The sequence below is a fragment of the Enterococcus sp. AZ103 genome (assembly GCF_051714685.1).
In the GTDB taxonomy this organism is placed as follows: domain Bacteria; phylum Bacillota; class Bacilli; order Lactobacillales; family Enterococcaceae; genus Enterococcus_A; species Enterococcus_A alishanensis.
In genome coordinates, this window is record NZ_JBIOSI010000002.1 from 420108 (window position 1) to 446392 (window position 26285).

33 protein-coding genes are annotated in these 26285 nt (G+C 34.4%); 12 read left to right on the forward strand and 21 right to left on the reverse strand.

The annotated features are described in order from the left end of the window. Nucleotides 1-8: 8 nt before the first annotated feature. The 6 genes from ID741_RS16635 (at nt 9) to ID741_RS16660 (ending at nt 4673) form a co-directional block, all read left to right on the forward strand. Nucleotides 9-431, forward strand: a complete 423-nt coding sequence (locus ID741_RS16635; protein WP_438720840.1) for a DUF3788 domain-containing protein — start codon at nt 9-11, stop codon at nt 429-431. A 39-nt stretch (nt 432-470) separates the two neighbouring features. Then, a complete protein-coding gene (locus tag ID741_RS16640; protein WP_438720841.1) occupies nt 471-1409 on the forward strand; it encodes a helix-turn-helix domain-containing protein in 939 nt (312 codons plus the stop codon). 154 nt (nt 1410-1563) lie between these two features. Next, on the forward strand, nt 1564-2412 hold the full coding sequence (locus ID741_RS16645; RefSeq protein ID WP_438720842.1) for an SDR family oxidoreductase: 849 nt from the start codon (nt 1564-1566) through the stop codon (nt 2410-2412). Nucleotides 2413-2786: 374 nt separating this feature from the next. Further along, nucleotides 2787-3161, forward strand: a complete 375-nt coding sequence (locus ID741_RS16650; RefSeq protein WP_438720843.1) for a helix-turn-helix transcriptional regulator — start codon at nt 2787-2789, stop codon at nt 3159-3161. A 48-nt stretch (nt 3162-3209) separates the two neighbouring features. Continuing rightward, nucleotides 3210-3704, forward strand: a complete 495-nt coding sequence (locus ID741_RS16655) for an AraC family transcriptional regulator (protein ID WP_438720844.1) — start codon at nt 3210-3212, stop codon at nt 3702-3704. Between the two features lie 57 nt (nt 3705-3761). Then, nucleotides 3762-4673, forward strand: coding sequence for a hypothetical protein (locus ID741_RS16660; RefSeq protein WP_438720845.1), 912 nt, complete (start codon nt 3762-3764; stop codon nt 4671-4673). A gap of 53 nt (nt 4674-4726) precedes the next feature. On the opposite strand, the gene ID741_RS16665 is transcribed toward ID741_RS16660, so the two are convergent. From ID741_RS16665 to ID741_RS16690, 6 genes are all read right to left on the reverse strand, one after another. Further along, a complete protein-coding gene (locus ID741_RS16665) occupies nt 4727-5329 on the reverse strand; it encodes an HlyD family efflux transporter periplasmic adaptor subunit (protein ID WP_438720846.1) in 603 nt (200 codons plus the stop codon). 29 nt (nt 5330-5358) lie between these two features. Further along, on the reverse strand, nt 5359-7659 hold the full coding sequence (locus ID741_RS16670) for an ABC transporter permease (RefSeq protein ID WP_438720847.1): 2301 nt from the start codon (nt 7657-7659) through the stop codon (nt 5359-5361). Beyond that, nucleotides 7653-8354: an ABC transporter ATP-binding protein gene (locus ID741_RS16675; protein WP_438720848.1), complete on the reverse strand. Its 702-nt coding sequence runs from the start codon at nt 8352-8354 to the stop codon at nt 7653-7655. Before ID741_RS16675 ends, ID741_RS16670 begins: the two co-directional genes overlap by 7 nt. Before the next feature lie 60 nt (nt 8355-8414). Further along, nucleotides 8415-8606: a cysteine-rich KTR domain-containing protein gene (locus ID741_RS16680; RefSeq protein WP_218325594.1), complete on the reverse strand. Its 192-nt coding sequence runs from the start codon at nt 8604-8606 to the stop codon at nt 8415-8417. Between the two features lie 12 nt (nt 8607-8618). Further along, the gene (locus tag ID741_RS16685; RefSeq protein WP_438720849.1) at nt 8619-9209 is read right to left on the reverse strand and encodes a TetR/AcrR family transcriptional regulator; all 591 of its coding nucleotides are present in this window, start codon (nt 9207-9209) and stop codon (nt 8619-8621) included. A 403-nt stretch (nt 9210-9612) separates the two neighbouring features. Then, a complete protein-coding gene (locus ID741_RS16690; RefSeq protein ID WP_438720850.1) occupies nt 9613-10050 on the reverse strand; it encodes a hypothetical protein in 438 nt (145 codons plus the stop codon). A gap of 138 nt (nt 10051-10188) precedes the next feature. On the opposite strand from ID741_RS16690, the gene ID741_RS16695 reads away from it, so the two are divergent. After that, nucleotides 10189-10488, forward strand: a complete 300-nt coding sequence (locus ID741_RS16695; RefSeq protein WP_438720851.1) for a bacteriocin immunity protein — start codon at nt 10189-10191, stop codon at nt 10486-10488. Nucleotides 10489-10580: 92 nt separating this feature from the next. Here ID741_RS16695 and ID741_RS16700 read toward each other — a convergent pair whose 3' ends face one another. From ID741_RS16700 to ID741_RS16755, 12 genes are all read right to left on the reverse strand, one after another. After that, nucleotides 10581-11198: an NUDIX hydrolase gene (locus tag ID741_RS16700; RefSeq protein ID WP_438720852.1), complete on the reverse strand. Its 618-nt coding sequence runs from the start codon at nt 11196-11198 to the stop codon at nt 10581-10583. Nucleotides 11199-12057: 859 nt separating this feature from the next. Continuing rightward, complete coding sequence (locus ID741_RS16705) at nt 12058-12291, reverse strand: hypothetical protein (protein ID WP_218325589.1); 234 nt, start codon at nt 12289-12291, stop codon at nt 12058-12060. Between the two features lie 59 nt (nt 12292-12350). After that, complete coding sequence (locus ID741_RS16710) at nt 12351-12551, reverse strand: cold-shock protein (protein WP_438720853.1); 201 nt, start codon at nt 12549-12551, stop codon at nt 12351-12353. Between the two features lie 560 nt (nt 12552-13111). Next, entirely contained in the window at nt 13112-13369 is a 258-nt protein-coding gene (locus tag ID741_RS16715) for a hypothetical protein (RefSeq protein WP_218325587.1), read from the reverse strand. 314 nt (nt 13370-13683) lie between these two features. Then, nucleotides 13684-14028 carry an isocitrate lyase/phosphoenolpyruvate mutase family protein gene (locus ID741_RS16720; protein ID WP_438720854.1) on the reverse strand — a complete coding sequence of 115 codons (345 nt, stop codon included), beginning with the start codon at nt 14026-14028 and terminating at the stop codon, nt 13684-13686. Beyond that, a complete protein-coding gene (locus ID741_RS16725) occupies nt 14018-14512 on the reverse strand; it encodes an isocitrate lyase/PEP mutase family protein (protein ID WP_438720855.1) in 495 nt (164 codons plus the stop codon). The genes ID741_RS16720 and ID741_RS16725 overlap by 11 nt, the downstream gene beginning before the upstream one ends. Nucleotides 14513-14537: 25 nt before the next feature. Further along, on the reverse strand, nt 14538-14795 hold the full coding sequence (locus ID741_RS16730) for a methylated-DNA--[protein]-cysteine S-methyltransferase (RefSeq protein ID WP_438721242.1): 258 nt from the start codon (nt 14793-14795) through the stop codon (nt 14538-14540). Then, on the reverse strand, nt 14792-15070 hold the full coding sequence (locus tag ID741_RS16735) for a hypothetical protein (protein WP_438720856.1): 279 nt from the start codon (nt 15068-15070) through the stop codon (nt 14792-14794). Before ID741_RS16735 ends, ID741_RS16730 begins: the two co-directional genes overlap by 4 nt. 209 nt (nt 15071-15279) lie before the next feature. Continuing rightward, nucleotides 15280-15825, reverse strand: coding sequence for a methylated-DNA--[protein]-cysteine S-methyltransferase (locus ID741_RS16740; protein ID WP_438720857.1), 546 nt, complete (start codon nt 15823-15825; stop codon nt 15280-15282). 10 nt (nt 15826-15835) lie between these two features. Then, nucleotides 15836-17290 (reverse strand): AlkA N-terminal domain-containing protein, encoded by a 1455-nt coding sequence (locus tag ID741_RS16745; protein WP_438720858.1) that lies wholly within the window; start codon nt 17288-17290, stop codon nt 15836-15838. A 347-nt stretch (nt 17291-17637) separates the two neighbouring features. Continuing rightward, a complete protein-coding gene (locus ID741_RS16750) occupies nt 17638-18435 on the reverse strand; it encodes a helix-turn-helix domain-containing protein (protein ID WP_438720859.1) in 798 nt (265 codons plus the stop codon). Nucleotides 18436-18752: 317 nt separating this feature from the next. Further along, nucleotides 18753-19973, reverse strand: a complete 1221-nt coding sequence (locus ID741_RS16755) for an MFS transporter (protein ID WP_438720860.1) — start codon at nt 19971-19973, stop codon at nt 18753-18755. Between the two features lie 279 nt (nt 19974-20252). On the opposite strand from ID741_RS16755, the gene ID741_RS16760 reads away from it, so the two are divergent. The 3 genes from ID741_RS16760 to ID741_RS16770 all read left to right on the forward strand — a co-directional run bounded on the left by ID741_RS16760 (nt 20253) and on the right by ID741_RS16770 (nt 21765). After that, nucleotides 20253-20636, forward strand: coding sequence for a hypothetical protein (locus ID741_RS16760; RefSeq protein WP_438720861.1), 384 nt, complete (start codon nt 20253-20255; stop codon nt 20634-20636). A gap of 64 nt (nt 20637-20700) precedes the next feature. Further along, the gene (locus ID741_RS16765; protein ID WP_438720862.1) at nt 20701-21372 is read left to right on the forward strand and encodes an HAD family hydrolase; all 672 of its coding nucleotides are present in this window, start codon (nt 20701-20703) and stop codon (nt 21370-21372) included. 30 nt (nt 21373-21402) lie between these two features. After that, on the forward strand, nt 21403-21765 hold the full coding sequence (locus ID741_RS16770; protein WP_438720863.1) for a hypothetical protein: 363 nt from the start codon (nt 21403-21405) through the stop codon (nt 21763-21765). Nucleotides 21766-22043: 278 nt separating this feature from the next. Here ID741_RS16770 and ID741_RS16775 read toward each other — a convergent pair whose 3' ends face one another. Continuing rightward, nucleotides 22044-23021: a bile acid:sodium symporter family protein gene (locus tag ID741_RS16775; RefSeq protein WP_218325577.1), complete on the reverse strand. Its 978-nt coding sequence runs from the start codon at nt 23019-23021 to the stop codon at nt 22044-22046. Between the two features lie 609 nt (nt 23022-23630). Then, complete coding sequence (locus ID741_RS16780) at nt 23631-24026, reverse strand: Lrp/AsnC family transcriptional regulator (protein ID WP_438720864.1); 396 nt, start codon at nt 24024-24026, stop codon at nt 23631-23633. A 116-nt stretch (nt 24027-24142) separates the two neighbouring features. Between ID741_RS16780 and ID741_RS16785 the strand changes: the two genes are divergently transcribed. Together ID741_RS16785 and ID741_RS16790 are read left to right on the forward strand one after the other, a co-directional pair. After that, nucleotides 24143-24685, forward strand: a complete 543-nt coding sequence (locus ID741_RS16785) for a cysteine hydrolase family protein (RefSeq protein WP_438720865.1) — start codon at nt 24143-24145, stop codon at nt 24683-24685. Nucleotides 24686-24697: 12 nt separating this feature from the next. Beyond that, the gene (locus ID741_RS16790; RefSeq protein ID WP_438720866.1) at nt 24698-25198 is read left to right on the forward strand and encodes a cysteine hydrolase family protein; all 501 of its coding nucleotides are present in this window, start codon (nt 24698-24700) and stop codon (nt 25196-25198) included. A gap of 386 nt (nt 25199-25584) precedes the next feature. Here ID741_RS16790 and ID741_RS16795 read toward each other — a convergent pair whose 3' ends face one another. Further along, the gene (locus ID741_RS16795; RefSeq protein WP_438720867.1) at nt 25585-26271 is read right to left on the reverse strand and encodes a flavodoxin family protein; all 687 of its coding nucleotides are present in this window, start codon (nt 26269-26271) and stop codon (nt 25585-25587) included. Nucleotides 26272-26285: the final 14 nt, after the last annotated feature.

The following is a 26285-nucleotide window of genomic DNA, read 5'->3' on the forward strand; positions in this document are numbered from 1 at the left end:
GAAGAAAAATGTGGGATAAATTTGATCGTGCAAATAAGCCAACGATGGATCAAGTTACAAATTTTGTACAAAATCCCCTTTGGAATGAGTTGACTGATTACATTATGCAAACTTATAATGTAAAGCCTCTTTTTGAATATAGTGGCTGTAATCCTGGCGGTTGGAATGTAAAATTTCGCAAAGCTGGTCGCAGCTTGTGTACTTTATATCCGATGGAAAATTATTTTATTTGCTTGATTGTAATTAGTCAAAAAGAAAAAGCTGATTTTAACGAACAATTGGAAAGTTCCACCCCTTATTTACAAGATTTAAATAACACAACTAAAGAAGTAATGGATCAAAAGTGGTTAATGATTAACGTCAAGAATGAGGATAACTTACCTGATATTAAACAATGCTTAGCCATTCGTGCAGTAAAAAGAAAAATCTAACGTTTGGTTGCAAATTTTTTTAAAACAAAGGAGGTATTTATGGAAACTTGGCAGGAAATTCAACAAACGATTGATTCTATTGAAGACCATTTACAACAGGATTTAAAAGCTGTCGATTTAGCAAAAATGGCACATCTCTCCCCTTTTTATTATCAACGTCTATTTAAAAGATTGGTAGGTCGCTCTTTTTCAGAATATGTAAAACTGCGACGACTGGCAAAAGCTAGTCAACTTTTATTGGAAACGGACCATCGGATTTTGGACATTGCTATAAAAACAGGATTTCATAGTCATGCCGTTTTTACCAAAGCTTTTAAGTCAGCTTACGGCCTGACTCCTGAAAAATTTAGACAAGAAAGACCTTTACTAAATCAAGTCGCCAAACCAGAATTACGCCTAATGTATACTGACGTAGATGAAAATGTTCCGCTGATTACTTCCCAGATGGTTTTGGAAATCCAGCGCCATACATTAACAGTGCCTGAAACTTATCTAGGTTTTATAGGCGACCTATCAATCGCCAGTCATATCCCAATCGCGGGGGCAACAGGCATCGATGGTCCAGCAAAACTATGGAAAAAATTTCATCGTGTTAAAAAGAATTATCCAGCTATTTTACCTGATGGTCCTGAATTAGGTGCCTCATTTCTCAAAGATCAAAGCATCGATCCGACTACTTTAGGAAAAGACGCTAGCTTTAATTATTTCGCAGGAGGAAAAAGTGACGGCACTTTAGTTCCCGATTTAGCAGAATGGCGGATGGAACCTGGCGAATATGTGGTCTGCCATTTTGAAGCTGAAGATTTGAAAACAGCAACAATGCAACATATTGATACGGCACTAAAATATTTATTAGAGACCTGGCTACCTACCCATAAAATACACATCGCGCCTTTTTCGGTAGAAAAATATCTGTTGTCTACTGAACAAATTCAAAAAATTGAAATTTGGGTGGAAATTTTAAATCAAGAACTGTGAGAGGCGCTGTTAAGCGAATTTCACAGTTTTTTTATTGCCTATTTCAAAAAAAATCATGGATATTGAATATTTCTGCTTGACTTATATATTTATAATGCTTAAGATGAATCTTGTAAATTTAAAATATACAACACAGAAAAAGGAGCGATTTGATATGAATTATTTAGTAACAGGTGCGACTGGTGGATTTGGACAATTAGCCTTAGGATTTTTGAAAGATTTAGTGCCACAAGAAAATATTTTTGCTTTGGCCCGCAGCCAAGAAAAAGCAGAAAAATTAACAACAGAAGGTTTTAAGGTGCGGATTGCCGATTACAGCGATGCTGAAAAAATGAACGCTGCCTTGAAAGATATCGATGCACTCTTATTTGTTTCTGGTGCGCCAGGTAATCGTCAGGCAGAGCATGAAAATGTTGTCAATGCTGCTAAAGCTAACGATGTATCTTTTATCGCCTACACTAGTTTTGCAGATGTGGATCATTCAACTAGTGCTTTAGCTGCTGACCATCTATTCACCGAAAAAACGATTAAAGCATCCGGCATTTCCCATACTTTTTTACGAAACAATTGGTATTTAGAAAATGAGTTACCGCTTGTTGGTGCAGCCTTGTCAGGTGGGAAATTTGTTTATGCAGCAGAAAATGGTAAAACTGGCTGGGCTTTAAAACGTGAATATGCTGAAGTTGCCGCAAAAGCTGTCGCAACAAGAGAATTCCCTGAGGTCTTAGAATTATCTGGAACACCGGTAACTTATGGAGAATTGGCTCAAGATTTGAAAGAAGCAACCGGCAAAGATATTGAGGTCATTGCTGGTAGTGACCAAGCATTCATCGAAAATCTGGTTACTAATGGATTGCCTCAGTCTGTGGCAGAAATGTTTTTAACCTTCCAACACGATATTAAAAATGGCCAGTTAGATGTCACTTCGGATGATTTTACCCAAGCTCTAGGTCGTCCACTTACTTCACGGATAGATGGATTAAAAGAATTATTGCAAGGCTAATAAATTTAAAAATTATCATGGCAAATTGCCTATCGAACAGTCTGAAAACTGCTTGATAGGCTTTTTTCTGTTTGAAGAAAAGCACATAAATTCTCCATCTTGGCTAGCAGTTTTTTTGGAGCATATCGATTAATGCTTCGTTAACTACATATTAAATGAATTATTAGTGGTTTGATAAATTACAATAATACCCAGCTATTCAAAAATCTAAAGTTTGTACAACAGATCTGACTGAAGATAGTCTACCTACTCCGTTTTATGAATTGGCATTTAACAACTCATTTATATAGTTTGAGATCGCTACAAGCAGAGGTTCTAAATAACAACAAAAAAATGTTAAAATAAATTATTAGCTCTTTTAAGGAGGTTGTCAGGTGCCAGAAAATGAACCAGAATCTAAACATCAGGTGTACCAACGTTTAATAAATAAGACAGAAGATTATATTGAACAACATCTCAGTGAAGCGATTAGCTTAGAAGTTTTAGCAATTCATGCGCATTTTTCCAATTTTCATTTTCACCGTATTTTTAAAAAATACGCAACAGAATCTTTAAATCAATTTATTACCCGCTTTAAATTGGAACGGGCAGCTATTTTTATATCCGTCAATCAGACGATTCCAATTACAGAAGTAGCTTTAAATTACGGCTACAATGATAGCAGTACCTTCAGTAAAGCTTTTAAACGACAATTTGGTTTTAGCCCGACACAATATCGTAAACAGCAAGAATTGACAAGAAATCAATGACTGATTCTTTCATAATTAAGTTATCTTAAAATATAGGAGGATCATTATATGATTACACCAAAAAGTATGACTGTTGAAAGATTAGAAGATTTAAAAATTATTTATATTCGCTTCAGAGGAAGTTACTCCGTCTTTAGAAAACAAAGCCGCAAAATGTTCCATCAATTATTTGAATTTGCTACTGAAAATGACTTGATTGTTCCTGATAAGACAAAGGTGTTAACTATTTATGATGACAATCCTTTTATCACGCAGGATAAAAATTTAAGAACCAGTGTTGTTATGACCATTCCCACTGATAAACCAATTGAAGAAAGTGGTGAGATCACGATTTCCAATATCTCTGGAAAATTTATGGTGGGACATTTTGAAATATCTGCTAAAGAGTACGGTGATGCTTGGCAATACATGTATCAAGAGTGGTTATTTAATCATCCAGATCAAATCCGTGATGCTGTTCCCTTTGAACTATACGTGACTGAGCCAGCCAAAAATTATAAAGATAAAAGTTTGACTGATATTTATATCCCTATAAAAAACTAGGCAATATTTTAGAGAATTGGTACACTTAATAGATATAAATATTAGGGAGGGGAAAACATGAAAAAGATTTTATTGTTGGTAGGCAGTTTGGCACTGACTGCGACGGTAGCATTAAGTTTCTCAGACACCAGTCACGCAGTAAATCAAGGACAATTGATGCAACGTCTGTACAATCACAATACTGGGGAACATTTTTACACCAAAAGTATCGAAGAGCGGAATTATCTAATGAGTGCAGGCTGGTGGACTGAGGGAATTGGTTGGACCGCACCTGATAGTGGTGATGAAGTTTATCGTTTATATAATGCCAATGCGGCAGATCATCATTATACTTTAAATGCCAGTGAAAGAGATAGTTTAGTCAAAGCTGGCTGGAAATATGAAGGTGTCGGCTGGTATTCTGATACAAATCAAGGAGAAGCCGTTTATCGCGCCTACAATCCCAACGCAATCTCTGGCTCTCACAACTATACAGTCAGTTTAGCAGAACAAAATAATTTAATAAATGCTGGTTGGCATAACGAAAATATTGGTTGGTATGGTCTTAAAGTTGATAACTCTGAGCCTAGTTCTTATCAGTATAAAGATGGCAAACAATTAGCAGCAAAAGTAGTCATAAAAACAGTCCAAGATAACAACGGCAATATCAATAATTACCTTAACAACGTCTGGGAGTTTAGCTTTGATCAAAATATTCCTCTTGAAATTTGGTACACAGGGGGCTATCTTCCACAAAATGTAACTGTTGTCTCCGCCTCACCTTTAGCCGGTGGTACCTTTGTTTATCACAATAATGGAGACGGCACGGTAACGGTTTATCCACTGCCCACTCACTTTCAAGATCTTGATTGGGATGATCCAGTCAAAGGAAAACAAATGGCAAACGAAATTATTAACAAAGCCTATGTTATTGATATTAGAGGTGTTTCTGATAATCTAGCGAATCGAGTAGCCACTCTGATGGATTAGTAAAAGACGAAACCACGACTGATCAGTCGTGGTTTTTCCATCTATTCTATAGATCATTTACGAATAAAAACTGTGGCACTCATACCTAACAGCACATCTTTATCAGGGTTAAAACTTACTTGGACTTCATAATAAGTAGCATTTTGCTGTTCCTCACCAATCGCTGAAATGTATTCAATTTTCCCTTCGTATTGCTCATCGGGTTGACTATCTAACTCAATATCAACTGCATCCCCCACTCTAATTTTAGCTAAATCTACCTCATCTGCTTCTACTAACAATTCTTTTTGGGAATCATCCATCAATATCGCTAACGGTTCCCCTGCTTGAATTGGTTGGTCTTCAGCAACTGAAATATTTGTTACCACACCGGCACTTTTAGCATTTACCTGAGCCGTTTCCTCCCCAGAATTAATCTGGAAAAGTAGGTCATTCAAATTAACTTCTTGCCCATTATTCAAATCAAATCCATTAATTGTTCCAGCAATTGGTGCAAATAAAGTATAAGATTTTGCAGCAGTTACATTACCAAACATACTAGTTTTTATTGTAGGTTCGGAAGCCGTTGTTTTATTTTCAGATTTATCTTGGGAACAGCCAGTTAGTATTAGGCCTAAAATACTCAATAACATAGTTAATTTGGTCATTTTTTTCATTATCTATCTCCCTTTCTTCGAAAAAAAATTTACTCGACACTTTTTAGCGCAGAAACCATATCAATCGATGCGACTTTACATGCCAATATCATTTGAATACCTAACGAAAATATAAATGTGATGAGACAGGACCATAGTATATTCAAGGGTGAAAATGCCACACTAATCACAAAATCATCTGGCTCAGCTACTTTCAATGCCAAATTAGCCAATAATATTCCTGGAATTATCCCGAGTAATACACCAACTAAGCTGAGAATACTGTTTTCTCGAATGATTAAGCTCCTGATTTCACGATTGTGATAACCTAAAACCTTCAACGTCGCAAATTCACGTGTTCTCTCTACGAAATTTAGGATACCCATGTTATAAATCACGACAAAAGCCAACAATAAAGCAAAAACGCCTAATAAAAATATCACACCTCGCATACTATCCATCAAAGTCAAAGTTTCAGCTATTTGAGTCTCGACTGTTGACCATCTAGCAATTGTTTTTGTGCGCTCAAGATAAGCTGCAATATCTTTTTTGGGTCCTTTGATTAATAACGAAGTAGGAACGAAATCACCCTTCCCACTTTTATCCCATAAACTTCGAGACATAAAAATACCTTGTCCAGTACCAAAAGATGCGAAATCTGCAATAAAAGTATTTAGCGGCTTTGTATCACCAGGCAAAGTAAGCGCTACTTTTTCTCCTCGTGAAAGACCAATAGTTTCGGCTAACTTTTCAGTAATCACAAGCCCTTCTTTCGGTAAATTCGAACTATCTTCAGAGAAATGAATTAAACTCTGTTGATTGTCAACGACCGTCATATTTACCATACGACTAGTATCTTCAGCGGCTAAGCTGACTGGTTTCTCCATAATCCCTTCAATTTTTTTTGCCGGTACGCGTTTTTGATAAGATTCAATTGAACCAGGATTTGGTTCTAACTGTGCTTTGATATCATAGGTATAAGTTTCCCCGTAATAGACATCCACTAAATGACGAAAACTATTTTCCATTCCAAAGGCACTGATCAATAAAGCCGTACAACTTAAAATCCCAAACAATGCCATAAAACTTCGCGTTTTCGCCCGAAACATATTACGACTAATTAGTTTCCCGTTAAAGGACATTTTCTTCCAAAGATGACGGAATCGTTCCAACAATATTCGTTCTCCAGATTTTGGTGGTTTTGGTCGTAGTAACTCAGCAGCAGTTTCTTTCAATTGTTGACGACAAGCGAAAAAACAAATGCCAACTGCTAAGCCAATTGAGAGCAAACAAACAAATATCGATAGCACGGAAATCGGTGCGCTATAATGTTGCGGCATTGTGAAAGTGCCTGCTTCTGCTTGCCACAATATTTTTGCTACTAATGTTTTACCGATAAATAAACCTAAAACACCACCGATTAAAGATGGAAAAAAGCCATAACTTAAATAATGAAAATACAATTTCTTTTTGCTATAACCTAAAGCTTTTAATATACCCATCTGCGAACGCTGATTGTCCACCATTCTTGAAATAGTTGTTAAGACCACTAAAGCGGCGACCATAAAAAAGAGAACCGGAAATACATAGGAAAAAGAACGAAATTGAGAAACTTCTGACAATACCGTATCGGTACTACGATGCGCAGATCGATCACGAACCATACTCCCAGGAAAAACTTTTTCAATTTGATGTTTTACACTTTCACTTTTTACACCATCTTCCAACATGACCAATACTTCATTTGCAGGTAAATTGAGAGCCTGCTGATTTACGTACATATAGCCAAACACTTTCGGATTCGGCACAATGTCGTTAGTACTCATAATATATTCAGGGCTCTGAATCAATCCGGTGATCAAAAAATCAATTTCCATATTTCCAATGCTGCATTTTACCGTATCACCTACCGTTAATCCTTGTGCCTTAGCGAATTTTTTTTCCATCAATCCCGCTCTTGCATCGTTTTTTGCCAATCTTTTCCCAGCCATCACCGTAGGTTGACTAAGATTGATTGCTCCTTCAAAACCATTTAACAAAATCGTGGGCTCATTATTTAAATCTTGCGCAGTCGCTTCATAACTCGAACGAACTTGCGTGGTTTTAACGCCATCAATTTGGTTTAGTCTTGAAACAGTTGCTTGATCGACAGTTGAAAAAGAGACCCACAAATCTGGTAGTTTTTGTTCGCGGAAATTCTTGTTTAAAGAAACTTCAATATCTCGCCAACCAGCATCTAACCCCGCAAACACCATTACACCTAACGCGCTCAAAAGAATAATCGACAAAAACTGCCATTTTGCTGCCCACATGTCTCGCAAGAGTTTTTTTGTCAGCATTTTTTTTACCATGCAATCTCCTCCACCGATACAGGATTGGGATTTATTTCCACTTGATCAATCCGACCATTTTTCATTCGAATCACGCGATTAGCAATTGGTGCTACTTGAGCATTATGAGTAATAATCGCGACAGTCGTATTGAAATTGTCACTTAAATCTTTCAAAGTTTTTAGCACTTGCGCACCTGTTTCAGAATCCAACGCGCCAGTTGGCTCATCGCACAACAACAGCGTTGGGTTTTTGCATAATGCCCGTGCAATTGAAACTCTTTGCTGCTCCCCTCCTGACAACTGGGCTGGAAAATTATCCATCCGATCTTCCAGACCCACCCGAGCTAAAACTTTCCTTGGCTCTAAAGCATTCTGGCTGACTTGACGAGCCAACTCTACATTTTCTAAAGCAGTTAAACTAGGCATTAAATTGTAAAACTGGAAAACAAAACCGACCTCCACTCTGCGATACTCAGTTAGCTCATATTCATCTAATTGATCAATTCGTTGACCTGCCACCAAAATTTCTCCGCTGGTCACCGTATCCATACCACCTAATAAATTTAAGATTGTCGTTTTACCAGCACCACTTGGCCCCAGTACAACACATAATTCTCCTTTACTAATTTCAAAACAAACCTCATCAGCCGCCTTTACCACTTGCGTCCCAACATCATAATGCCGACTGACATTTTTTAATTGAATAAATGACATTTTTTTCTCCTTTCTAACAAACAAAAAGAGCCAATAACTTCAAGGATTTTCTCCTTTTTGTTATCGGCTCTGCGTCTTAGCGTCCGGCTCTTTAATTACGGTAACCTGATATTCTTTTACATTTACCACACTTTCACCTTTACACCTCGGGCAAAAAAGTGGAAAGTTTTTAACGATTGTATTGGCATAAATCTTATTTCGCGTCTTGGCTTTACAGATGGGGCAATGCAGCCAATTGTCTTTAACAAGCATCAACTTTCCCTCCTACAACTCCAAATAATTTAACAATCCATCTAACATTACTTCCACCGTTGCATCAATATAATCAACAAACAATAACTCTTTATGACTCACCCCGAAAAAAATAATATGAATATAATTTTGGATAATAAAAGGATTCTTTTCTCCTAAACTTAACTTGGCAATAATTTTTTGATAATTATCGATTTCCATTTTTTCTATTTCAGCAAAGCTATCCTTAGAATGACGGGCTAGGAAATTTTCAACTTCTTGCCGTTCCTTCAACAAAAACCGTTGCTTCGGATCATTCATCAAAGCTAAGAAAAATCGTTTAATTTGTGCTCTTTTTTCACTAGCAGATAATTTCCCGATCACGTCAATTAATTGATTTACCTCAGCAAAACCTTCTTCGTGAATTTGAAAAATTAACTGATACAAAAAATCATCTTTAGAAGAAAAATAATTGTAGAAACTTCCTTTTGCCACGCCAGCATCTTTGACAATATCATCGACACTCACACGACTAATGCCATAGCGAAAACTCAATTCTTTTCCATGTTTTAACAACAATTGTCGTTGCATCTCTTTTTCTTGCTCCGTTAAACTCCTAGGCATTTTTCCCCTCCCTAAAACATAATGACTTTAATGACTAATCTATTATTTAAAGTCATTATATCTTTTTTGATAGAATTAGTAAAGTTTTCCATGAAAAAAAATCACCAATTTCTTGGTGAACGAAAAATGATTCGTTTAAATTTATATCTCTTACATCAAAATCTAAAACTGATTCATGCTACCATAATTTGAATGATAAAAACTATTCAATTCTACCGATTATCAATCTTTGCAGCTTTCTGATTAGTTCTTCTAGCGATTTTGGATAATATATTGGTAAACCTTTTTTCAAGATAAATGACGCTAAAAAAAATATGAATTTCTGTTATGACATTATCTACATTTTTTTCCAATTAAAAAAGGTGCTAAAGAAACGGATATTTTTCGCTTCTTTGGCACCTTTTTAGCTTTGTAAGTATTTAACAATCTCATCTTTAGTTAATTTTCTTACTTCTGTATTCGGAAAAACTAGATAGGTCTCTTCTTGAAATAAGGTCGCCATAGAAGATGATTGCTTATTATTTTTTTCTAAGTAATTCATAAAATCTTTTTTAGTTGGGAAAATTTTATAGGATTTTCTACCTGTTTGGCTAATGATTTCGTAAATTCCACAATTATGTTTTTCCGAAAAATCTGCCGCTCTAAGATAGAGCTTTGCAATTTCCAATGATTTAAAGGGAAAATTCCAACGGGCTAAATTTCTTTTTGAATCTTTAGCTATGCATATACATCTACCACAAGTACCGCAGATGTATTGCATATGTTCACTCAAACAAGCTTTTTTATTTAGTATCGGTGTTGCGCGATTATCACTGCCATAACATTCTGGACATGCTTTCATATCAATCCCTCCTATTAATTTTATTGTAATAGCAACAACTGTTTTTGCAACAAAAAATCTAACGCTTTTGTCACATTCATCAAGTTCTATTGTATTTATTATTATCAAGCGTAGGCTATTACCAAGGAGATGATTTGTATGTCTGAAGAAAAAGTGACTGCGATGATGAACAATTTAAGTGTTGCTTATGGTGATGAAGAAATGAAAAAATATCCTGAAATACAAAAAATGCTACTTGATTCAGCAAAAGAGTTAGAAAAATCTGGTGATTCAAAATTGATTGCTGCTAGACTTTCTTACGATATTCCAAAATATTTCCTAGGTCATAAAAATGATTGTCCTAAAGCGCTAATGACTTTATATTATCAAATCGCTTCTGATGCTAATAAGTATAAAGGAGTAGCCTTGAGCGCAATGATGTTACCGTTGTGGTTTTAAGACTTCCTACTAGAAAAAACCTACAGAAACAGTTTTTTTGAACCGTTAGAAGAGAAAAAGCCGTCCTTCGACGGCTTTTTTACGTGTCAGTATCAATCAAAACTAGTTGGTTTACTTTCATATTTTAAGTATTCAAAAATAGTCTTAATCTGTTCTTCAGTATTTCTTTCTGTCGATAGCGTTGGCAAATGTGCTTCATCAAAAAAACCGACTGCTAAAGTTTCCATCCCAGCTACTGGCTCTCCTCCAATAATTTCACATTGGATATAGGCTTTATAGACATAATAAGCTGATTCAGGGTGAGCATGTTTATTTTTGTCCATCAATGCTAAAAATTTAGTCGCTCTGACTTCGTAACCAGATTCTTCTTTTACTTCCTTCAATGCGACTTCACTAGGTGACAAACCAATGTCCTCCCAGCCGCCTGGTAATGCCCAAGATTCATCGGTTTCTTCTTTAACCATCAATAATTTATTGTCACGAAAGATAACAGCTCGAATATCAATTTTTGGTGTAGCATAACCAGATTCATTAGCAAATAAATTTTTCATTTTTGATTGCTCTAAATCTGTTTGTTGTGTCATCATATCGATGCTGATTTCACGAATTGCTTGAAACCGTTCAATATCATATTTATCTTTCGAGTAAGTCAGTCCTGCCTGTGCAATCGCTTGTAATTTTTGCGCCCAATCTAACCATCTAGCTGTCATTCTTATCATCCTATCTGATTTCTCTTTTATTTCGCCACCTATAATTCTGAGGTCCACTTCCACATCAACTCATAGCACTTCTCTGATTTTTTTCCAAACTATCTGCTTGTTGTTTAACTAGTAAATTAGCTACTAAAAATATCTTTTTTAATCACTGTAAGAAGGAATAATGCGGTTTTTTAATCTCTATCAAAAATCTAACTCCAATTTTAATTTCTTTCCCTTCCTACTTGCTCGACCCTAATCATTTACACATTTTATAGCTACAAACTCATTTTTATTATACCTAATTAATTGAAATTTTTAATAAAAATTCCGATTTATATGAGATTAGATTCACAGTAAAAATTTAAACTAAGTCCTATCGAAAAGAGATTTTTAAAATGACTCATCAGCAAACTGTCCAAAATTATTTCAATTGCTGGATTACTCGTGGTTTTTCAAGTTTGACAGATTATTTTTATGAAGAAATCATCTACAGAGAGTGCTTCGGACCGGTTTATGTTAGTTTACCCGAGATAAAACTTTGATTACTGACATGCTAAAAAAAAATGTATCGACATGGAAAATAGATCGGATCTTGGAAGTTTCACCTGATATTTTAGTAGTTGAATGGTTTTTTCATGCTAAGGAAGAAAGGAAGTATACTTTGGACGGGGGTTTCAATTATCGAATTTTCAATAGATAAAATAATTAAGCTCAGTGAGTTTGAAGCCAAACATCAGACTTATCGTCCTTATAAAAATGATTAATAATCTTTATGATAAAGAAGACAAAAAAATCGACAGCTATTATAGAAAAAGCAGTAGCATTTCTACATAATAACTGTCGATTTAACTATCCGTGAGGTTAGCTCAGCTTAATCTTCAATTTTTTGAAGTTTAGAATAACTGATGACTGTTTTATTAGTTAGTTGTTCATAGTCGTTACCACCAGTGCGATCAAAAATAACAATCGCTGAATTAGTCAATAAGCGTTCAATAACAACCTTCTCAGATTTATTTCCGTCCACACTCAAAACAATTTCACCAATATAAAATTTTTCCCCTAAAGCAGAGGGAACGGGTGTCGAAATGCCAAAACTTTGTGCCATGATTATTTTCCTCCTTCATTTAAAAAAAAAGAAGACCGCTGTGGGTCTCCACCGAAAAATTAGTCTTTAATGATATTTGTTGCTTGAAGTCCACGTTGTCCTTCTTCAATGTCGAAAGAAACAGATTGACCTTCTTCTAAAGTTTTAAAGCCTTGATCTTGGATTGCTGAGAAATGAGCGAATAAATCATTGCCATCTTCACCAGTAATAAATCCAAAACCCTTATCAGCGTTAAACCATTTTACAGTACCTTTATTCATATATAATTACCTCCAGTTACACATCTAAGTGTTTATTTGCAATAGAATCTTAAAGTGTAAGAAAGAAGCATTAAAATAATTATTTAATGATGACCTACATTCACAATGAAACTTTACTACTTTCCCACCTTAACAGCTGTCACTGTCACTTACAAGTTAAAAGTGAGAAAAGTATGAAAAGAACCTATCATATATTAATATTGATCCAATGATATTAATCTTTTAGGATATCCTTGACTTTTGATAAACGTTATATTGAATAAACACTTATGGGGTGAATAGCGTTAAAAAAACGATAATCACTGTCGTAAACAGTTGCCATCAAACTTTTTCAAAAGATCGAACAATTTTGGCTTTAATCTCTTCGATATCGCTTGTGAAAATATCTTTGAAAGCAATCGATAAGCCTTGATTCTCAATAGCCTGATCTAGATATATTTGATCATTTTCATGGAACTACGTTATTTATCTAAGAGAAAAATATAAAACGAAAACAAAAAAGATCAAAAACTTTTTCAGTTTTTGATCTTACACAATGATTTTATTTGTGTGTTGAAATTTTATCCTTCAAAGTTAGTGAAGTAATCATCAATTTTTTTCATTTCATCATCATCATATTTAGCATATTTTCCAACTTCGTGTAAAATATGTTTAATTTCATGAATTGCTTTTTTTTCTGCATACCATTTCTTAAATTCATGTTTCTTAGTAGTGTCTTCATTAAGTGAATTAAGTTTATCCAATTCACCATCTAATCTAACTACTGTATCAGCAATATTATTCAACACATTTTCTTCTTTTTTTTCGTAATCTGCCATAATAAACACCGCTTTCTTTATTTATAATTTTATGATACGCCTAAATATTTTTTACGTCCAATCATAACCATTTTTATATAATAGTCATATTAAATTACCATAAAGTTTGGCTGATTTTACTTGAAAAAACACAATTTGAGTAACTCTCCTCAAAATTTGTCATTTTTGCAATTGACACCATTTTTTAGGAGCGAAAAGCACAAATTGCTTATGTCTCTTTCATTTTTAAATAAATTTTGGAAAGCATCTATTTTTAGATAAAAGACGATTTATTCCAAATAGAATTCTTAGTATACAAATTAAGATTGATTTATCTATTTAAAATACTCGTTTGCGATTTCGTATGAAAAAGGATTTTTAAGCAATTCATCGAAATCATTCTTTTTAATCTTTTCAGCTAGCACAATAGTCTCATTATATATATATCTAACTGGAGAAGAACCTAAACTTATTCTTTGCACACCCATTTTTTTTAATTCATTGAGGTCATGAAACTGATTATTCAAAATAATGTTAAGTGGGGCAGATATTTCTGTTAAAATATTTTTCACCACCTGTTTACTTAAAGCACCAGGGATAAAAATACAGTCTGCTCCAGCTTTTGAAAATGCATTTCCTCGTTCAATCGCAATCTCTAATCTTTTCTCTTCATCTGCCACCTGTAACCAGTAGGCACAAGTTCGAGCAATTTATAACAAAATCAATCTCCAGCTCTTGTTTTAATTCCACTAGCCCTTCAATCTTTTCAAGCTGTAATTCTAAGGAGGACAATTTTCCGTCAGGCATACCATCCTCAATATTGAAACCAACGGCTCCGGCTTGAACTAATTTTTTGGCATTTTCTTTTACCACTGCTTTTGTTTCTCCATATCCCCGTTCAAAATCTACTGAAAGAGGTATATCTATGCGATTAGATATTTTATTCACAACTTCTAGTAGGTCTTCAAATGAAATATCTTCCCCATCTGAATAACCTAAATCGTATGCGACTCCAGCACTAGACGTTGCAACAGCCTGAAATCCTTCTTTTTCAAAAACAACTGCACTACCAACATTCCAGACGTTAGGCAAAATAAACATTCCCCCATTTTTATGCATTTCTGAAAATATTCTAGCTTGTTTTCTTTGTTTCTTCATATCCATAGTTTTACCTCGCTAAATATTTATTTTATAGGGCTGTGCCTTTAGTTGGTATTTTGAACTCGGATGTATCTACCCCTTCTAATTTCAAGAGATGGATTTTATTTTTTAACCCTCCGCCATACCCTGTTAAATTTCCGTCACAGCCAATCACTCGATGACACGGGATAATTATTGAAATTGGATTATGCCCCACCGCACCACCAACGGCTTGCGCAGACATCCTATCTTTATCAAGCTGAATAGCGGCCTGTCCTTGCAAGTTCACCATATGTAACTGTCTCATATATCGCAAAGCATTTTCCAAATAACTTGTCGAAAGTGACTTCCAACTGGTTTTAGCTTTATTTCTTTAATACTAGGGTTTTCTCCTGCAAAATATCTATTTAACCACGTTTTAGTTTCTTCGAAAATCTTTAAATCATCTTTTTCTTTAGTTGCCTCTTGGCTAAACTTATCATAAAATCTGTGACATTTTAATTTTACAGTAATTAACGCGACTCCATCAGAAACCAACAATATCTTTCCTAACGGGCTATTATAATAAGTATAATAGTGCATTTTTTCTCCTCCATTTTAAGTTTTGTCCTTTTATATGTTTACATATATGGTCAATTTGAAGCAAATGTGGTTATAAAATAATCATGAACTGAATAAATAAAACCGGACAAACCGATTAAAATTATTTTTTTCATATAGCAACCCTGCAAAACGATTTTTCGTTGATCAGGAATTAAATTATAAGTGATCCTCCGATAAATACGAGACTACTAAAGGGCTGTACCTTTTTTGGGAATAAACATTTTTGATAAGTCTACCCCTTCATGTTCCAACAGCTTTATTTTTGTTTTGATCCCACCAGAAAAACCCGTTAAACTTCCGTTTGTACCAACTACACGATGGCAAGGGATAATTATTGAAATGGGGTTGTGTCCTACCGCACCGCCCACAGCTTGAGCTGACATTGTTTTTCTTCCACATTTCGCCGCCATTATAGTTGCAATATCGCCATATGTAATGACTTCGCCATAAGGAATCTCACGCAGAATTTGCCAGACTCCTTGTCGAAATTCACTACCGATAGGTTCTAACGGTAATTTTGAAATTTTAGGTTTATCACCATTAAAGTATTGGTCTAACCAGTTTTTTGTCCTATTAAATAGTAAAATATCCTCATTTGGTATCATAGCTTCAGGGATTGTATCACCATAGTATTTTTGTCCGTCCATCCATAGACCAACGAGATTTTTTCCATTGCCATCACAAGCAAGAGTAATTTTGCCAATAGGTGATGGATAAATTGTCGAATAGTACATAAAAACCTCCTTATAATGTCTGCCACAAATTGATCACAGCATAACTGCGCCAGGGTCGCCATTCTTCCGCAATAGACAACATTTCTTTTGCAGAATAGCCACTTAAAGCTTTCTTTACACCAGCATCAGTTTCAAGAAAAGAATCTGTCCATTCCATCGCACGCATAGCGATGTATTGAGCTGTCCAATTTCCGATACCGGTAATAGCAAGTAATTTCTTCATTTCCGTTTCTGGATTGACGCAAAAATCTAGATTTAATTCAGCTGTTTGTACAAGTTCTGCCAACTGAAAGATTGTCCTTGATTTTGCAGAAGTAACACCAAGAACGCCGAAAGATTCTTCAATATTTTCTAACGCTATAATATCCTCTGATGACGGAAATGTATGAGTAAGCCCATTAATTCCTGTCTGTATTTCATGTCCGTAAGTCTTAGCAATGCGTGCCGCAATTGTACCTGCAGCTTTCACAGTAATCAGTTGCCCTAGAATTGCCCGTACCGACATTTCAAAGGAGTCAAAGCAACCAGGTAATCGTGTTCCAAGTACGCAAGAATCTTTGATGATTTTGTTCATTGGTTTTAATGCTTGATAAATAATTTCAGGATTGCAATAAATATCGAACATCTTTTTTGTCCGTGCTAAAACTTGCGGGAGTACAGACAGTAAAGAATGACTCACTGTTAAATTCAATGATTCTTTTTCCTCATTATGAGATACCTTAATCCAACCCTCAATTTTTTCGTTCTTAATATTTTTTAATCGGACAGTCCGCATATATTTATCATCAATGACCTCTTCAACACCTTCGATCGCTCGACTCTTTAAAAAAGTGAGGATCTCATTCCAACGATAAGGAGGTCGATAACTCAAAGACAATGTAATCTCATCAACAGTAGGTTTTATGATAACTTTTTTTCGTAGTTGTGTAGGAGTTAAACGATATTGCTCTTTAAAAACAGCATTGAAACGTCTTAAACTTCCAAAACCAGCTGCCATTGCAATTTTAAGAACAGTTAGATTCGTATCCGTGAGTAATTGTTTTGCAAGATGTAGTCGACACGTTTGAAGATACTGGACAGGTGACACATTATATTCAGCTGTAAATACACGGCGCAAATGTCTATCTGTATAGCCTAACTGTTCAGCAAGTTCCTGAATACTTAATTTATAGGTACAGGTTTCTTCTAACAATTTAGCAGCACGATAACTTAAATTCACGTTTGCATCAGCAACGGATTTCCCCGGTGCCAGTTCGGGACGACAAAGCAGACATGGACGGAATCCAGCTTGCTCTGCTTCAGCTGCCGATTGAAAAAAAGTACAATTTTCTTCTTTTGCTTGTTTCGCTTTACAAATTGGACGGCAATATATCCCAGTTGAAGAGATACCCACAAAAAATCGACCATCAAAACGGTTATCTTTTGCTTTAAAAGCAGCATATAATCCACTATCATGTATTTCCATAAATTCCCTCCTCTGCTACTCAATTATAGCAAAAGCATAACATATATCTGGTCGTTTTCGGACATGGCATTTATTAGATAGCAAGGAATTCTATAAAGAGTGTCTAATAAAAAATCAAAAAAGCCGGTACTTATTTACGGTAATATTTGTCGAACTTTTTACATAGTAGTTAAATTGAAGATAACCATTCTTTATGTATGAAAAAGTAGTAACTAAATCAATTTTATTCAGAGTAATTTGTATTTTTTACCTATGCTCTGAAAAATAGCATTAAAAATGCCTGTCAGATTATCAACTGACAGGCAGGTAGGTCTAAAAATCAAAATTATCGGAACAAAAAACTTTAATCAATTCTTTTTATATGCGGAATCAATAAATGACTGACCTTCGTTAATTGCTTTTAAAATTTTATGATCATCAATGATGGGTATACCCTTTTGATTAAAAAACTTAAATAAATATAATATATGTTTTCTTTCTTTGGAGTCCGGGTAAAAAATCTGATCCAAATTAAGATTAATAACCTCATTATTCGTTTTTAAATACACTTGTAACATGATTACTTCTCGGGTTGTATAAATTTGTCTTGGCCGATACGATATTGAAGTCCCATATCCTTTAAAACCATCACTATCAAAAAAAATATTCATGTAGTTAATATCGTTATATTGGATTTTTTCTTCTTTCCGTATTTTTAAACCACCCTTAATTATTGATATCAGTGGGAATAGTTGGAGCTCCTTTTCCTTTGAAACGGTTATTCCATCTTTTTGTACGATAAAATAATCATAATATCTCCTAAAATCATAAAAGCCTAATCCATATATGAAGATCATTGATAAAAATCCTGATAAAATTCCTACAAAAATATTAACTTGAATGAAAATTGCAAATATCAATAATGGTATTATTAATAAAATAAGAAATGGTTTTCTACTTGTTGGCTTACCGAAATAAAACGGCAACTTTAAATCAGTAACTATTATTTGGTTATTTATTTGCTGTAACTCACTATCTTCTGGAGCGCTTATCCCGCTCTCCCATTCCTTTATTAGTTTTAATGAGACCCCGATTTTTCTTGATAATTCTTCTTGAGTCATATTTTGAGCCTTACGGTAATTTTTTAATTTTTTAGAGATATCCATATTTTTACCTCCTAATATTTTTCAAACAACTATCATCACCTATAGATTTTATCATTGTATATATTTTTTAAATAGTACGCTTTTTATATTACAAGTAATGATATCATTTATACATTAATAATTTCCGATAACTTTGAAAGAAACTGAAGAAATTTAAGAACCAGTGATTACCAATAAATTGCTGAATAAAGTTGATCATTAGTAAAAAAATAATCACCTCTTTAAATATTAAATGACCAATAACAATATTAAGTTTCTATCTTTTAAGATTAGATGCGCCATTTTTCATCTGCTGAGATGCTAAAACTTCTGATTGCTCAAACTTTGAAATATTTTCCAGATAATAGCCAAATGACCAAAGGGATCAGTAAAATTCCGGCAGCAATCATGATTAAATTAATTGAAATAACGTCAGCTAATGGTCCGATTATCAGTATGGTAACTGGCGATGCAAAACTAATTGTCATAGTGACAATACTCATTACTCTTCCCATATGGCTGTTATCCGTTGCTGTTTGAAAAAATGAAACCATTGCTGTTCGCGAAATAGGAACAACCAAACCAATAGTAACCATCATTAGAAAATATATCCAGAAATGAGAAGTTATTCCGAGTGTAAGGAAGGGGATAACTAAAAGAGCATAGCCTAATGCGACTGTTTTTATTTTATCTATCAGTCCTCCCCACACACTCATTATTACTCCACCAATCAGCATTCCTCCTGCAAAACCAATCTCACTAGCCGATAATTGCCAAAGCCCGTCATTAAATTCTCTGGTAATTTGCAAGGGGGCTAAATTTGAAGCTGGCGTGGCCAACACACTTCCGATAAATCCTGCCACAATCAATGCAACTAAAACTTTGTGGGCATTTAAATATGTCAATCCTGATTTAATATCATCAATAATATTTATTTGAGAATTTTTTTTACGTTTTAAGTTTGGTACATTTACTTTTGTTAACATAATAGATACACCGATTATAGCCGTTATAAAATCTATTAGTAGAATGAAGGCTAGTGGTAAAAAATTTAACAAAGTTGCTGCTAATGCCGGACTAGCTAGCATCATACCGGCTTGAATAGTTTGGTCAATTCCGTTAATCCGCACTAAGGAATCTTTAGGCGTCAACTGCGGTAAGATGGCCGACACAGCAGGTGTTTGAAATCCCTGACCAACTGAACGAATAAAAGTTAGTCCTACTAGTAAGAACATATTGCTTTCTAAATTATTTGCTAGTAACAAGGCTATTGCTGCTAACAAAGATACCAATGCGATTACACTGTCTGAGATAATTGAAATTTTTTTGCGATTGTAGCGATCTGCAAGCGCACCAGCAAAAGGCATCACAATAACCATTGGTAATAAACCGACAGAAGTGACAAGCCCAGTCATTAGCCCCGAATTTGTAGAAAGGGTGACATGCCAAATAATAGCATACTGCACCAACATCGTTCCGATCATAGAAATCGCCTGCGATGATAGTAAGTATGCTATATTTTTTCTCCAATTATTTACTTGATATTCTCTTGTTTTCATAAGAACTCTCCTTTGAGTAATAAATTTAGTGTATACAATTTATACGCCCAAATGGGTTTTTCGGAGAATTCCTAATTGCACCATTGAGTATATCACGAGACTTATTATTTGCAAGAAGATTGGCTTTTCTTGTTTTAAAAAAAAGGGTTCAGTCTTCTATCACTTAACTTACATCTAAAGCAACAAGATAAACGAAATCATTAGATAATACTCAGTTTTTCTTGCCATAACCATTGGAAAAATATGTTAAGATAACTCTATATATAGGGGGAATCGGGATTGTTTAATTGGAAAATTTTTGATCCATCAAAACCTGCTAATGTAATTTATCGAACGTTATTTATCTTTTTTCTTTTGATTGTTGGAAGATTGATTTTTGATTTATTTAACCATTCTCTTTCTTATCAACATTATATTTTTTTGCTCCCAATGGTATTGTCTTTATTCATTGGCTATTATTTGACACTTTATACTTCAGCAAGTCTCTTCCTTCAATTTGTTATTTTCGGGATTATTTTTTTCTTGTTTTTTACAATGATTAACTGGTTACAAATCAATCTTCAGCAAAGTAGAAATGACTTAATCGATTTTATTTTTATTTTAGTGATGAGTGTTGGATTTACCCTTAATTCACGAGATATTCAAAAAAGATATAAAAGCTAGATAAAGATTTGTACTGATTTTTTTATAGGCTAATTAAAGACAATATTTCCATTGGAGGTTAAATATGAATCATAAAGCAATCATATTCGATATGGATGGTGTCATTGTCGATACAGAATTTTTAGATTTTGATATTCAACGACAATTTATCGCTGTTGAAAACCATGAGCCGATTGACCCTGATACTTCAAAATACAATGTTTTGGTGGGACGATCATTTGATGACCTGTACCTCACCTTAGCAAGTTTCTTGAAAGAACCCCTTCCTCTTGATACCCTTAAGTCTAAATTTGAATCTTTTAATGAAGAAAAATATGAAGGAGTAGATTATGCTAAACTATTTCGAAAAGATATTGTCAAAATTTTAAAGTTTGCAAAAGAGCAGAATATTAAATTGGCGGTAGCTTCTTCTTCTGAACACAACCATATTTTGGAAGTTTTAAAGAATTGTAAAATCGAAAGCTATTTTGATGTGATTTTTAGTGGTGAATTCGTTGAAAAAAGTAAACCGGACCCAGAAATATACCGGATTACTTTGGACAAATTAGGTGTTCTAGCCGAAAATGCTATTGCTATCGAGGATTCAGCTTACGGTATTACGGCTGCTACCAGCGCTGGTATTACTACAATTGCTTATCAAGAAACTAGAATGACGATTGATCAATCCCACGCCGACTATCTAGGAAAAGATATGAAAGAAATATTCCAGCTGATAGCTAATATTTTTAAGCATTAGTTTATGATGAAAACCCAAGGAGTTTTACAGATGTTAAATAAATTTAAGCTAACCATTAATGATAAAGTTTATCTATCTCCCACAATAACAAAAGAACTGATTGTAAACGCCTTAAGAAATAAAGAAACAGAATTTATCATCTTAGAACCCAAAGAACCCATCCATACTAGCCTTTATATGCAATATGCAGCAACGATAGAAATTCGTTTTTTATCTGCAGAAGGAAAGATGCGCCATTACTCGTATATCCCAGAAAATGAGGATGAAATTATCGTATTCTTTTTAGACTATTTCGAGAAAAATAAAGTGCCCAATATTGAAAATTGGACAGACATTTCAGCTTCATTTCGTCCTAATTTTTTCCAAAGACTAGCTCAGAAATTTAAACACTAAACGAATTGGTTTTTATACCTTAAAAATTGATTACTTCATTATTTTGATGGGCTATTTTAAACTTGTGTAGCGACTGGATTACGCTTTTTTTTGCAAACGGATACTTTTGAAAATATTAAGAAAACAAGCACGTGAAATTTGAAAAAGGTTAATCAGATATTACATTCATAATTTAGCAATCTTGCCAGCAGAAATAACTTCAGTAAATGCAAAAAGAGCCATGAATCAAGCGATTCAATGGCTCTTTGTTTTTTTCATATACTAAAAATTCTTATTCCTTACGAAACTTGTTCACTTTTTTCAACAAAAACTTCTTCCTTCTTCTCGTCTTCTTTTTTAACAAAAAGATTCGCTAAGATTGGACCAGTAATTTGATGGATAACCATTCCAACAGCTGCTGGCGTCACAGCGGCAGCAATTGAAGCAAAATGTGCATTCGCTAAAGAAATCGCTAAACCAGTATTTTTCATACCTACTTGGAACATGATTGATTTGGCTTGCTTTTTACTGACACCTAACATCCGACTTAAACCATAGCCAGCACCATAACCAATCAAGTTGTGAAGGAACACTAAAACAATCACGATCAAACCTGATTGAACAATTGCTGCACCATTTTTAGAAACCGTTCCGGCAACAATTAGTAAAATACTTACAGAAGAAATCAAAACAAAAGTTTTCAACCAATATTCAATATATTTTTCGATAATTTTATGAACAATAACCCCAAGAATAATCGGTACTAATACCATTTGTAGAACTGACAACAACATCGCCATAAATGAGATATTGGTGTATTTACCAGCTAAAGTCAAAGTTAAAAATGGTGTCACAACTGTCCCTAGTAAAGTAGAAACGGTGGTCAATGAAACAGTCAAAGCCACATCACCGCGACCAATAAAAGTCATCACGTTGCTGGCAGTTCCACCTGAAACGGCTCCCAACAAAACGAAACCAATAATTAAACCAGAAGAAAGACCAAACAAATTAGCTAATCCATAAGCTACTAGCGGACTAATCGTGAATTGGAAAAGGATCCCTAAAAAGAAAGCTTTTGGCTGTAGCGCCACCATTTTAAAAGCATCTAGATTCAAGGTCATCCCCATACAAAACATGATGATACTCAATAGATTAGTCGTACGATCAGGAATCCATAAGAAAGGCTGCGGGAAAAAATAGGAGATAAACATTAATATAATCATGATGTAGATCAGGTACTTGTTTACAAAAGTTGCTATCGCATTGACGGTTTTCATAGGCGTTTCTTCCTTCCAAATTCTAGTTGGTTACTTTCTACCAAGAGAATCGCTGTTTTAGTGTGTTTTATTTAAAAGAGAGCTGTCTCTCGTCTTTTCATTTTTTAAAATAAGTGCAAGATAAATTAGGTATAAAAAAAACATTCCATAAAAGAAGTCTTTCCTTCTTTTCAATGCAATGTGAACAGGGACTTTTTGATTAATTTCTCAAAAAAGTCCCGACTATAATAATAAAATAATGATTGCGTTTGTCTTCATCATGGTCTTCACCTGCTTTTCCTGAATTTTCAGAATATTTTATAAATATTTCTTTACAGTGTACAAAATTGCCACTGCAATGTCAATCTAAATTCGAATTTTTCTTGTATTTTTCGTAAATAACTTGCAGGATTATGAAAATGAATGAAAACAAACGCTATAAATACGCGCAATGTCACCTTTTTGATCACGGAACTCATCCAGTGATTGTAACAAATGCATCAGCCACCGCAAAAAAATTACACATTTTTTAACAGAATAAACAACTAGGACCATTTCTGAAAAATTAGAAATGGTCCTTCTTTTGTAGTGCTTTAAAGACTTTGATCATTCGAACCAAAATATTTAAAACTATTTCTTGCGGTTCACCAATACTGTTTCCACACTATAGCGCGCCCATTTTGAAATGGTTTCAATAAAGACTTGTAATTGTTCTCTACTGAAATGAGCAACGATTATGTAACAGGCTTGACCGGAAACTTTATCGAACACTTCGATTTCGGAAAAGCGATTCACTGCTTCTTCAAGGGCTGTGAATTCAGAGTTATTCATAAATAGACGAATATATTGGGTATTTTCATAAGCAATCTCGATCGTAAATTGTTTGATAATTTTATCATCCAATAAGCGGTTGATTCGATTGCCCACAGCCTGGCCAGTCATATGAATCTGACTACCGATTTCCTTATTCGTTAAACGGCTATTATTTTTCAATAAATTTAGTATTTGAAAATCAATTTCATCCATTTATTATTGATTCCTTTCATCGTGAAAATAATTTGTATCGATCATTTTCATCAGCTTCTATGTAAATCATAGCGGTATCTCTATACTTAAACAATAGTTCAGAGAGGAGTTTTTTGATGAAACAAGCACTTTTAGTGATTGATGTCCAAAAAGATTATTTCCCCGGAGGTAAGTTACCACTATATCAACCCGACAAAGCCTTGACTAAAATTAATCAAATGGAGGACTATTTTATCGCCCAGCACCTGCCAATTATCTACATTCAACATATTAAATTAGGAAAAAAAGCTGATTTTTTTGCTGCCAATACAGATGGCGTGCTATTTCATCCTCAATTGAAAATAAATAGCACCTCTTTAAAAATTATAAAGCACTTTCCAGATAGTTTTCGCCAGACAAATTTACGTTGTTTACTGAAAGAATTTGAAATTGAACAACTAGTAATCTGTGGTATGATGACCCATATGTGCATCAATGCTACAACAAAAGCTAGTACCAAACGAAATTTTTCACCGATTGTTTTGTCTGATGCGACGACGACAAAAGATTTACTCATTGAGGACAAGTTGGTAAAAGCCAAAGATGTTCGTGAAAGCTACCTCACCAATTTAAGTAAAATTGCGACCGTTCAGACAGTTGAAGAATTTATTTTTAATTAAGGAGGACTTAAAATGACTGATTTAAGCCAAGCATTATTAGTGATTGATTTACAAAATGGGGTCTGTTTTAACAATGGTAAAATTGACCATTTAGATAGATTAATTTCACAGGTTAATGCCAAGATTGAAAAATACACAGCCAAAAATAAACCAATCATTTTTGTTCAGCACATTGATGAAGACTTAATTGAAGGCACGCATGAATGGAAAATTATTCCTGAGTTAAAAACAGAGTATGGGACTAACTTTGTTACTAAAAGGCATGCAAACTCCTTTTTTGAGACTTCCTTACAAGATGTGCTAATTGAAAATAAGATTCAGACCTTTGAAATCTGCGGTGCTCAGACGGAATATTGCATCGATGCTACTGTTAAATTTGCTCACGGTCTTGGTTATACTGTTCTTATGGAAAAAGGCTTGACGAGTACTTTTGACAATCCTTTTATGACTGCTGAAAAGACGATTCAGTTTTATGAAGGCATTTGGCAGGAGCGCTTTTTACTTTTAGATTAGATATATCCCCGAATTGAGAATGATTAAGAGACTTTCTTTAATAGCGAAGGTCTCTTTATTATTTAAAAAGCTACAAATTTCTCGAAGGATTAGGATTGCAAATATATTGCCCACGACCGCTTGAGTTTTTACTAAAATACAGCCGAAAAGGGACGTTGCGTAAACAACGTCCCTTTATTAATAACGATTAAGAGATTAATCGAGTTTCTGATATTCTTTTCAGTTAATTCTTCTCTCGATTAGAATTAACGGCTCTTTATTATTTAAATATCTTTAGCTAAAATGCAAATATCGATTTTTTTTAACTTCTTTGACAGAATGACTCTTATGCTGGCTTACAATAAGGTTCTCTAGAAAATCAGAATAGTTAAATGCTTGTCTTAAAACTACTGATTTACCCAAGCCTCCACAGCAGATTGACTATCTGGCACTTCAACATCCTCCATGGAAAGACTAGCGCGTAAGTTTGCATCAGGTACAAGTTCGGCTAGTTGGTCTTCAGATGATCCCACGCCATAACCAGCATTGGTGTTGAAGAAGGCAATTGTTTTGCCAGACAAAGCTCCGCCATTTTCTTGAAGAAAAGTAGTAACTGGACTAGATAAACTCATGCCCCATGTTGGTGATCCGAGATAAATTGTTTGATACTGATTTAAATCTGGAATTTCAACTGATAGCTCAGGATAATTTTCTGTTTCTCGTTCCTGGTTAGCTCTTTCAACCGTTTCTTCGTAATCAGCAGGATATGGATCCGCAACTGTTAATTCTAAAATATCAGCATTCGATTCTTGTTGAATCATATTTGCTAAATCTTCTGTGTTTCCTCCTCTAGAAAAATAGATGACAATTGCATCAGCATCTTCAGTTAGAATTCTAGTTGGATCGGCATCAGCGTTAGTATCTTGTCCATCTGATTCTGCTCCTCGTCCAGTTTGTCTTTGTCTTGTTGCACTTGTTTGCGTGTTCTCATTAGTATTACTTGTTTCAGAATCTTCCGTGTTTCCGGTTTGACAACCCGTTAAAATGAATAAAAATGAAGTCAATGCCACTATTGTTTGTTTTTTTAATTTCATGAAAAAATCCTCCT

What these genes read in the sequence shown, in the direction of transcription:
- ID741_RS16780 (WP_438720864.1), bottom strand. Translation starts at nt 24,026, where the DNA reads ATGGATGAAATTGATTTTCAAATACTAAATTTATTGAAAAATAATAGC.
- ID741_RS16655 (WP_438720844.1), top strand. Translation starts at nt 3,210, where the DNA reads ATGATTACACCAAAAAGTATGACTGTTGAAAGATTAGAAGATTTAAAA.
- ID741_RS16730 (WP_438721242.1), bottom strand. Translation starts at nt 14,795, where the DNA reads ATGAGACAGTTACATATGGTGAACTTGCAAGGACAGGCCGCTATTCAG.
- ID741_RS16750 (WP_438720859.1), bottom strand. Translation starts at nt 18,435, where the DNA reads ATGGATATCTCTAAAAAATTAAAAAATTACCGTAAGGCTCAAAATATG.
- ID741_RS16695 (WP_438720851.1), top strand. Translation starts at nt 10,189, where the DNA reads ATGTCTGAAGAAAAAGTGACTGCGATGATGAACAATTTAAGTGTTGCT.
- ID741_RS16675 (WP_438720848.1), bottom strand. Translation starts at nt 8,354, where the DNA reads ATGTCATTTATTCAATTAAAAAATGTCAGTCGGCATTATGATGTTGGG.
- ID741_RS16775 (WP_218325577.1), bottom strand. Translation starts at nt 23,021, where the DNA reads ATGAAAACCGTCAATGCGATAGCAACTTTTGTAAACAAGTACCTGATC.
- ID741_RS16790 (WP_438720866.1), top strand. Translation starts at nt 24,698, where the DNA reads ATGACTGATTTAAGCCAAGCATTATTAGTGATTGATTTACAAAATGGG.
- ID741_RS16680 (WP_218325594.1), bottom strand. Translation starts at nt 8,606, where the DNA reads ATGCTTGTTAAAGACAATTGGCTGCATTGCCCCATCTGTAAAGCCAAG.
- ID741_RS16670 (WP_438720847.1), bottom strand. Translation starts at nt 7,659, where the DNA reads ATGGTAAAAAAAATGCTGACAAAAAAACTCTTGCGAGACATGTGGGCA.
- ID741_RS16740 (WP_438720857.1), bottom strand. Translation starts at nt 15,825, where the DNA reads ATGTACTATTCGACAATTTATCCATCACCTATTGGCAAAATTACTCTT.
- ID741_RS16645 (WP_438720842.1), top strand. Translation starts at nt 1,564, where the DNA reads ATGAATTATTTAGTAACAGGTGCGACTGGTGGATTTGGACAATTAGCC.
- ID741_RS16705 (WP_218325589.1), bottom strand. Translation starts at nt 12,291, where the DNA reads ATGGCACAAAGTTTTGGCATTTCGACACCCGTTCCCTCTGCTTTAGGG.
- ID741_RS16785 (WP_438720865.1), top strand. Translation starts at nt 24,143, where the DNA reads ATGAAACAAGCACTTTTAGTGATTGATGTCCAAAAAGATTATTTCCCC.
- ID741_RS16755 (WP_438720860.1), bottom strand. Translation starts at nt 19,973, where the DNA reads ATGAAAACAAGAGAATATCAAGTAAATAATTGGAGAAAAAATATAGCA.
- ID741_RS16795 (WP_438720867.1), bottom strand. Translation starts at nt 26,271, where the DNA reads ATGAAATTAAAAAAACAAACAATAGTGGCATTGACTTCATTTTTATTC.
- ID741_RS16725 (WP_438720855.1), bottom strand. Translation starts at nt 14,512, where the DNA reads ATGGATATGAAGAAACAAAGAAAACAAGCTAGAATATTTTCAGAAATG.
- ID741_RS16735 (WP_438720856.1), bottom strand. Translation starts at nt 15,070, where the DNA reads ATGCACTATTATACTTATTATAATAGCCCGTTAGGAAAGATATTGTTG.
- ID741_RS16770 (WP_438720863.1), top strand. Translation starts at nt 21,403, where the DNA reads ATGTTAAATAAATTTAAGCTAACCATTAATGATAAAGTTTATCTATCT.
- ID741_RS16660 (WP_438720845.1), top strand. Translation starts at nt 3,762, where the DNA reads ATGAAAAAGATTTTATTGTTGGTAGGCAGTTTGGCACTGACTGCGACG.
- ID741_RS16700 (WP_438720852.1), bottom strand. Translation starts at nt 11,198, where the DNA reads ATGACAGCTAGATGGTTAGATTGGGCGCAAAAATTACAAGCGATTGCA.
- ID741_RS16690 (WP_438720850.1), bottom strand. Translation starts at nt 10,050, where the DNA reads ATGAAAGCATGTCCAGAATGTTATGGCAGTGATAATCGCGCAACACCG.
- ID741_RS16685 (WP_438720849.1), bottom strand. Translation starts at nt 9,209, where the DNA reads ATGCCTAGGAGTTTAACGGAGCAAGAAAAAGAGATGCAACGACAATTG.
- ID741_RS16635 (WP_438720840.1), top strand. Translation starts at nt 9, where the DNA reads ATGTGGGATAAATTTGATCGTGCAAATAAGCCAACGATGGATCAAGTT.
- ID741_RS16710 (WP_438720853.1), bottom strand. Translation starts at nt 12,551, where the DNA reads ATGAATAAAGGTACTGTAAAATGGTTTAACGCTGATAAGGGTTTTGGA.
- ID741_RS16765 (WP_438720862.1), top strand. Translation starts at nt 20,701, where the DNA reads ATGAATCATAAAGCAATCATATTCGATATGGATGGTGTCATTGTCGAT.
- ID741_RS16715 (WP_218325587.1), bottom strand. Translation starts at nt 13,369, where the DNA reads ATGGCAGATTACGAAAAAAAAGAAGAAAATGTGTTGAATAATATTGCT.
- ID741_RS16665 (WP_438720846.1), bottom strand. Translation starts at nt 5,329, where the DNA reads ATGAAAAAAATGACCAAATTAACTATGTTATTGAGTATTTTAGGCCTA.
- ID741_RS16640 (WP_438720841.1), top strand. Translation starts at nt 471, where the DNA reads ATGGAAACTTGGCAGGAAATTCAACAAACGATTGATTCTATTGAAGAC.
- ID741_RS16745 (WP_438720858.1), bottom strand. Translation starts at nt 17,290, where the DNA reads ATGGAAATACATGATAGTGGATTATATGCTGCTTTTAAAGCAAAAGAT.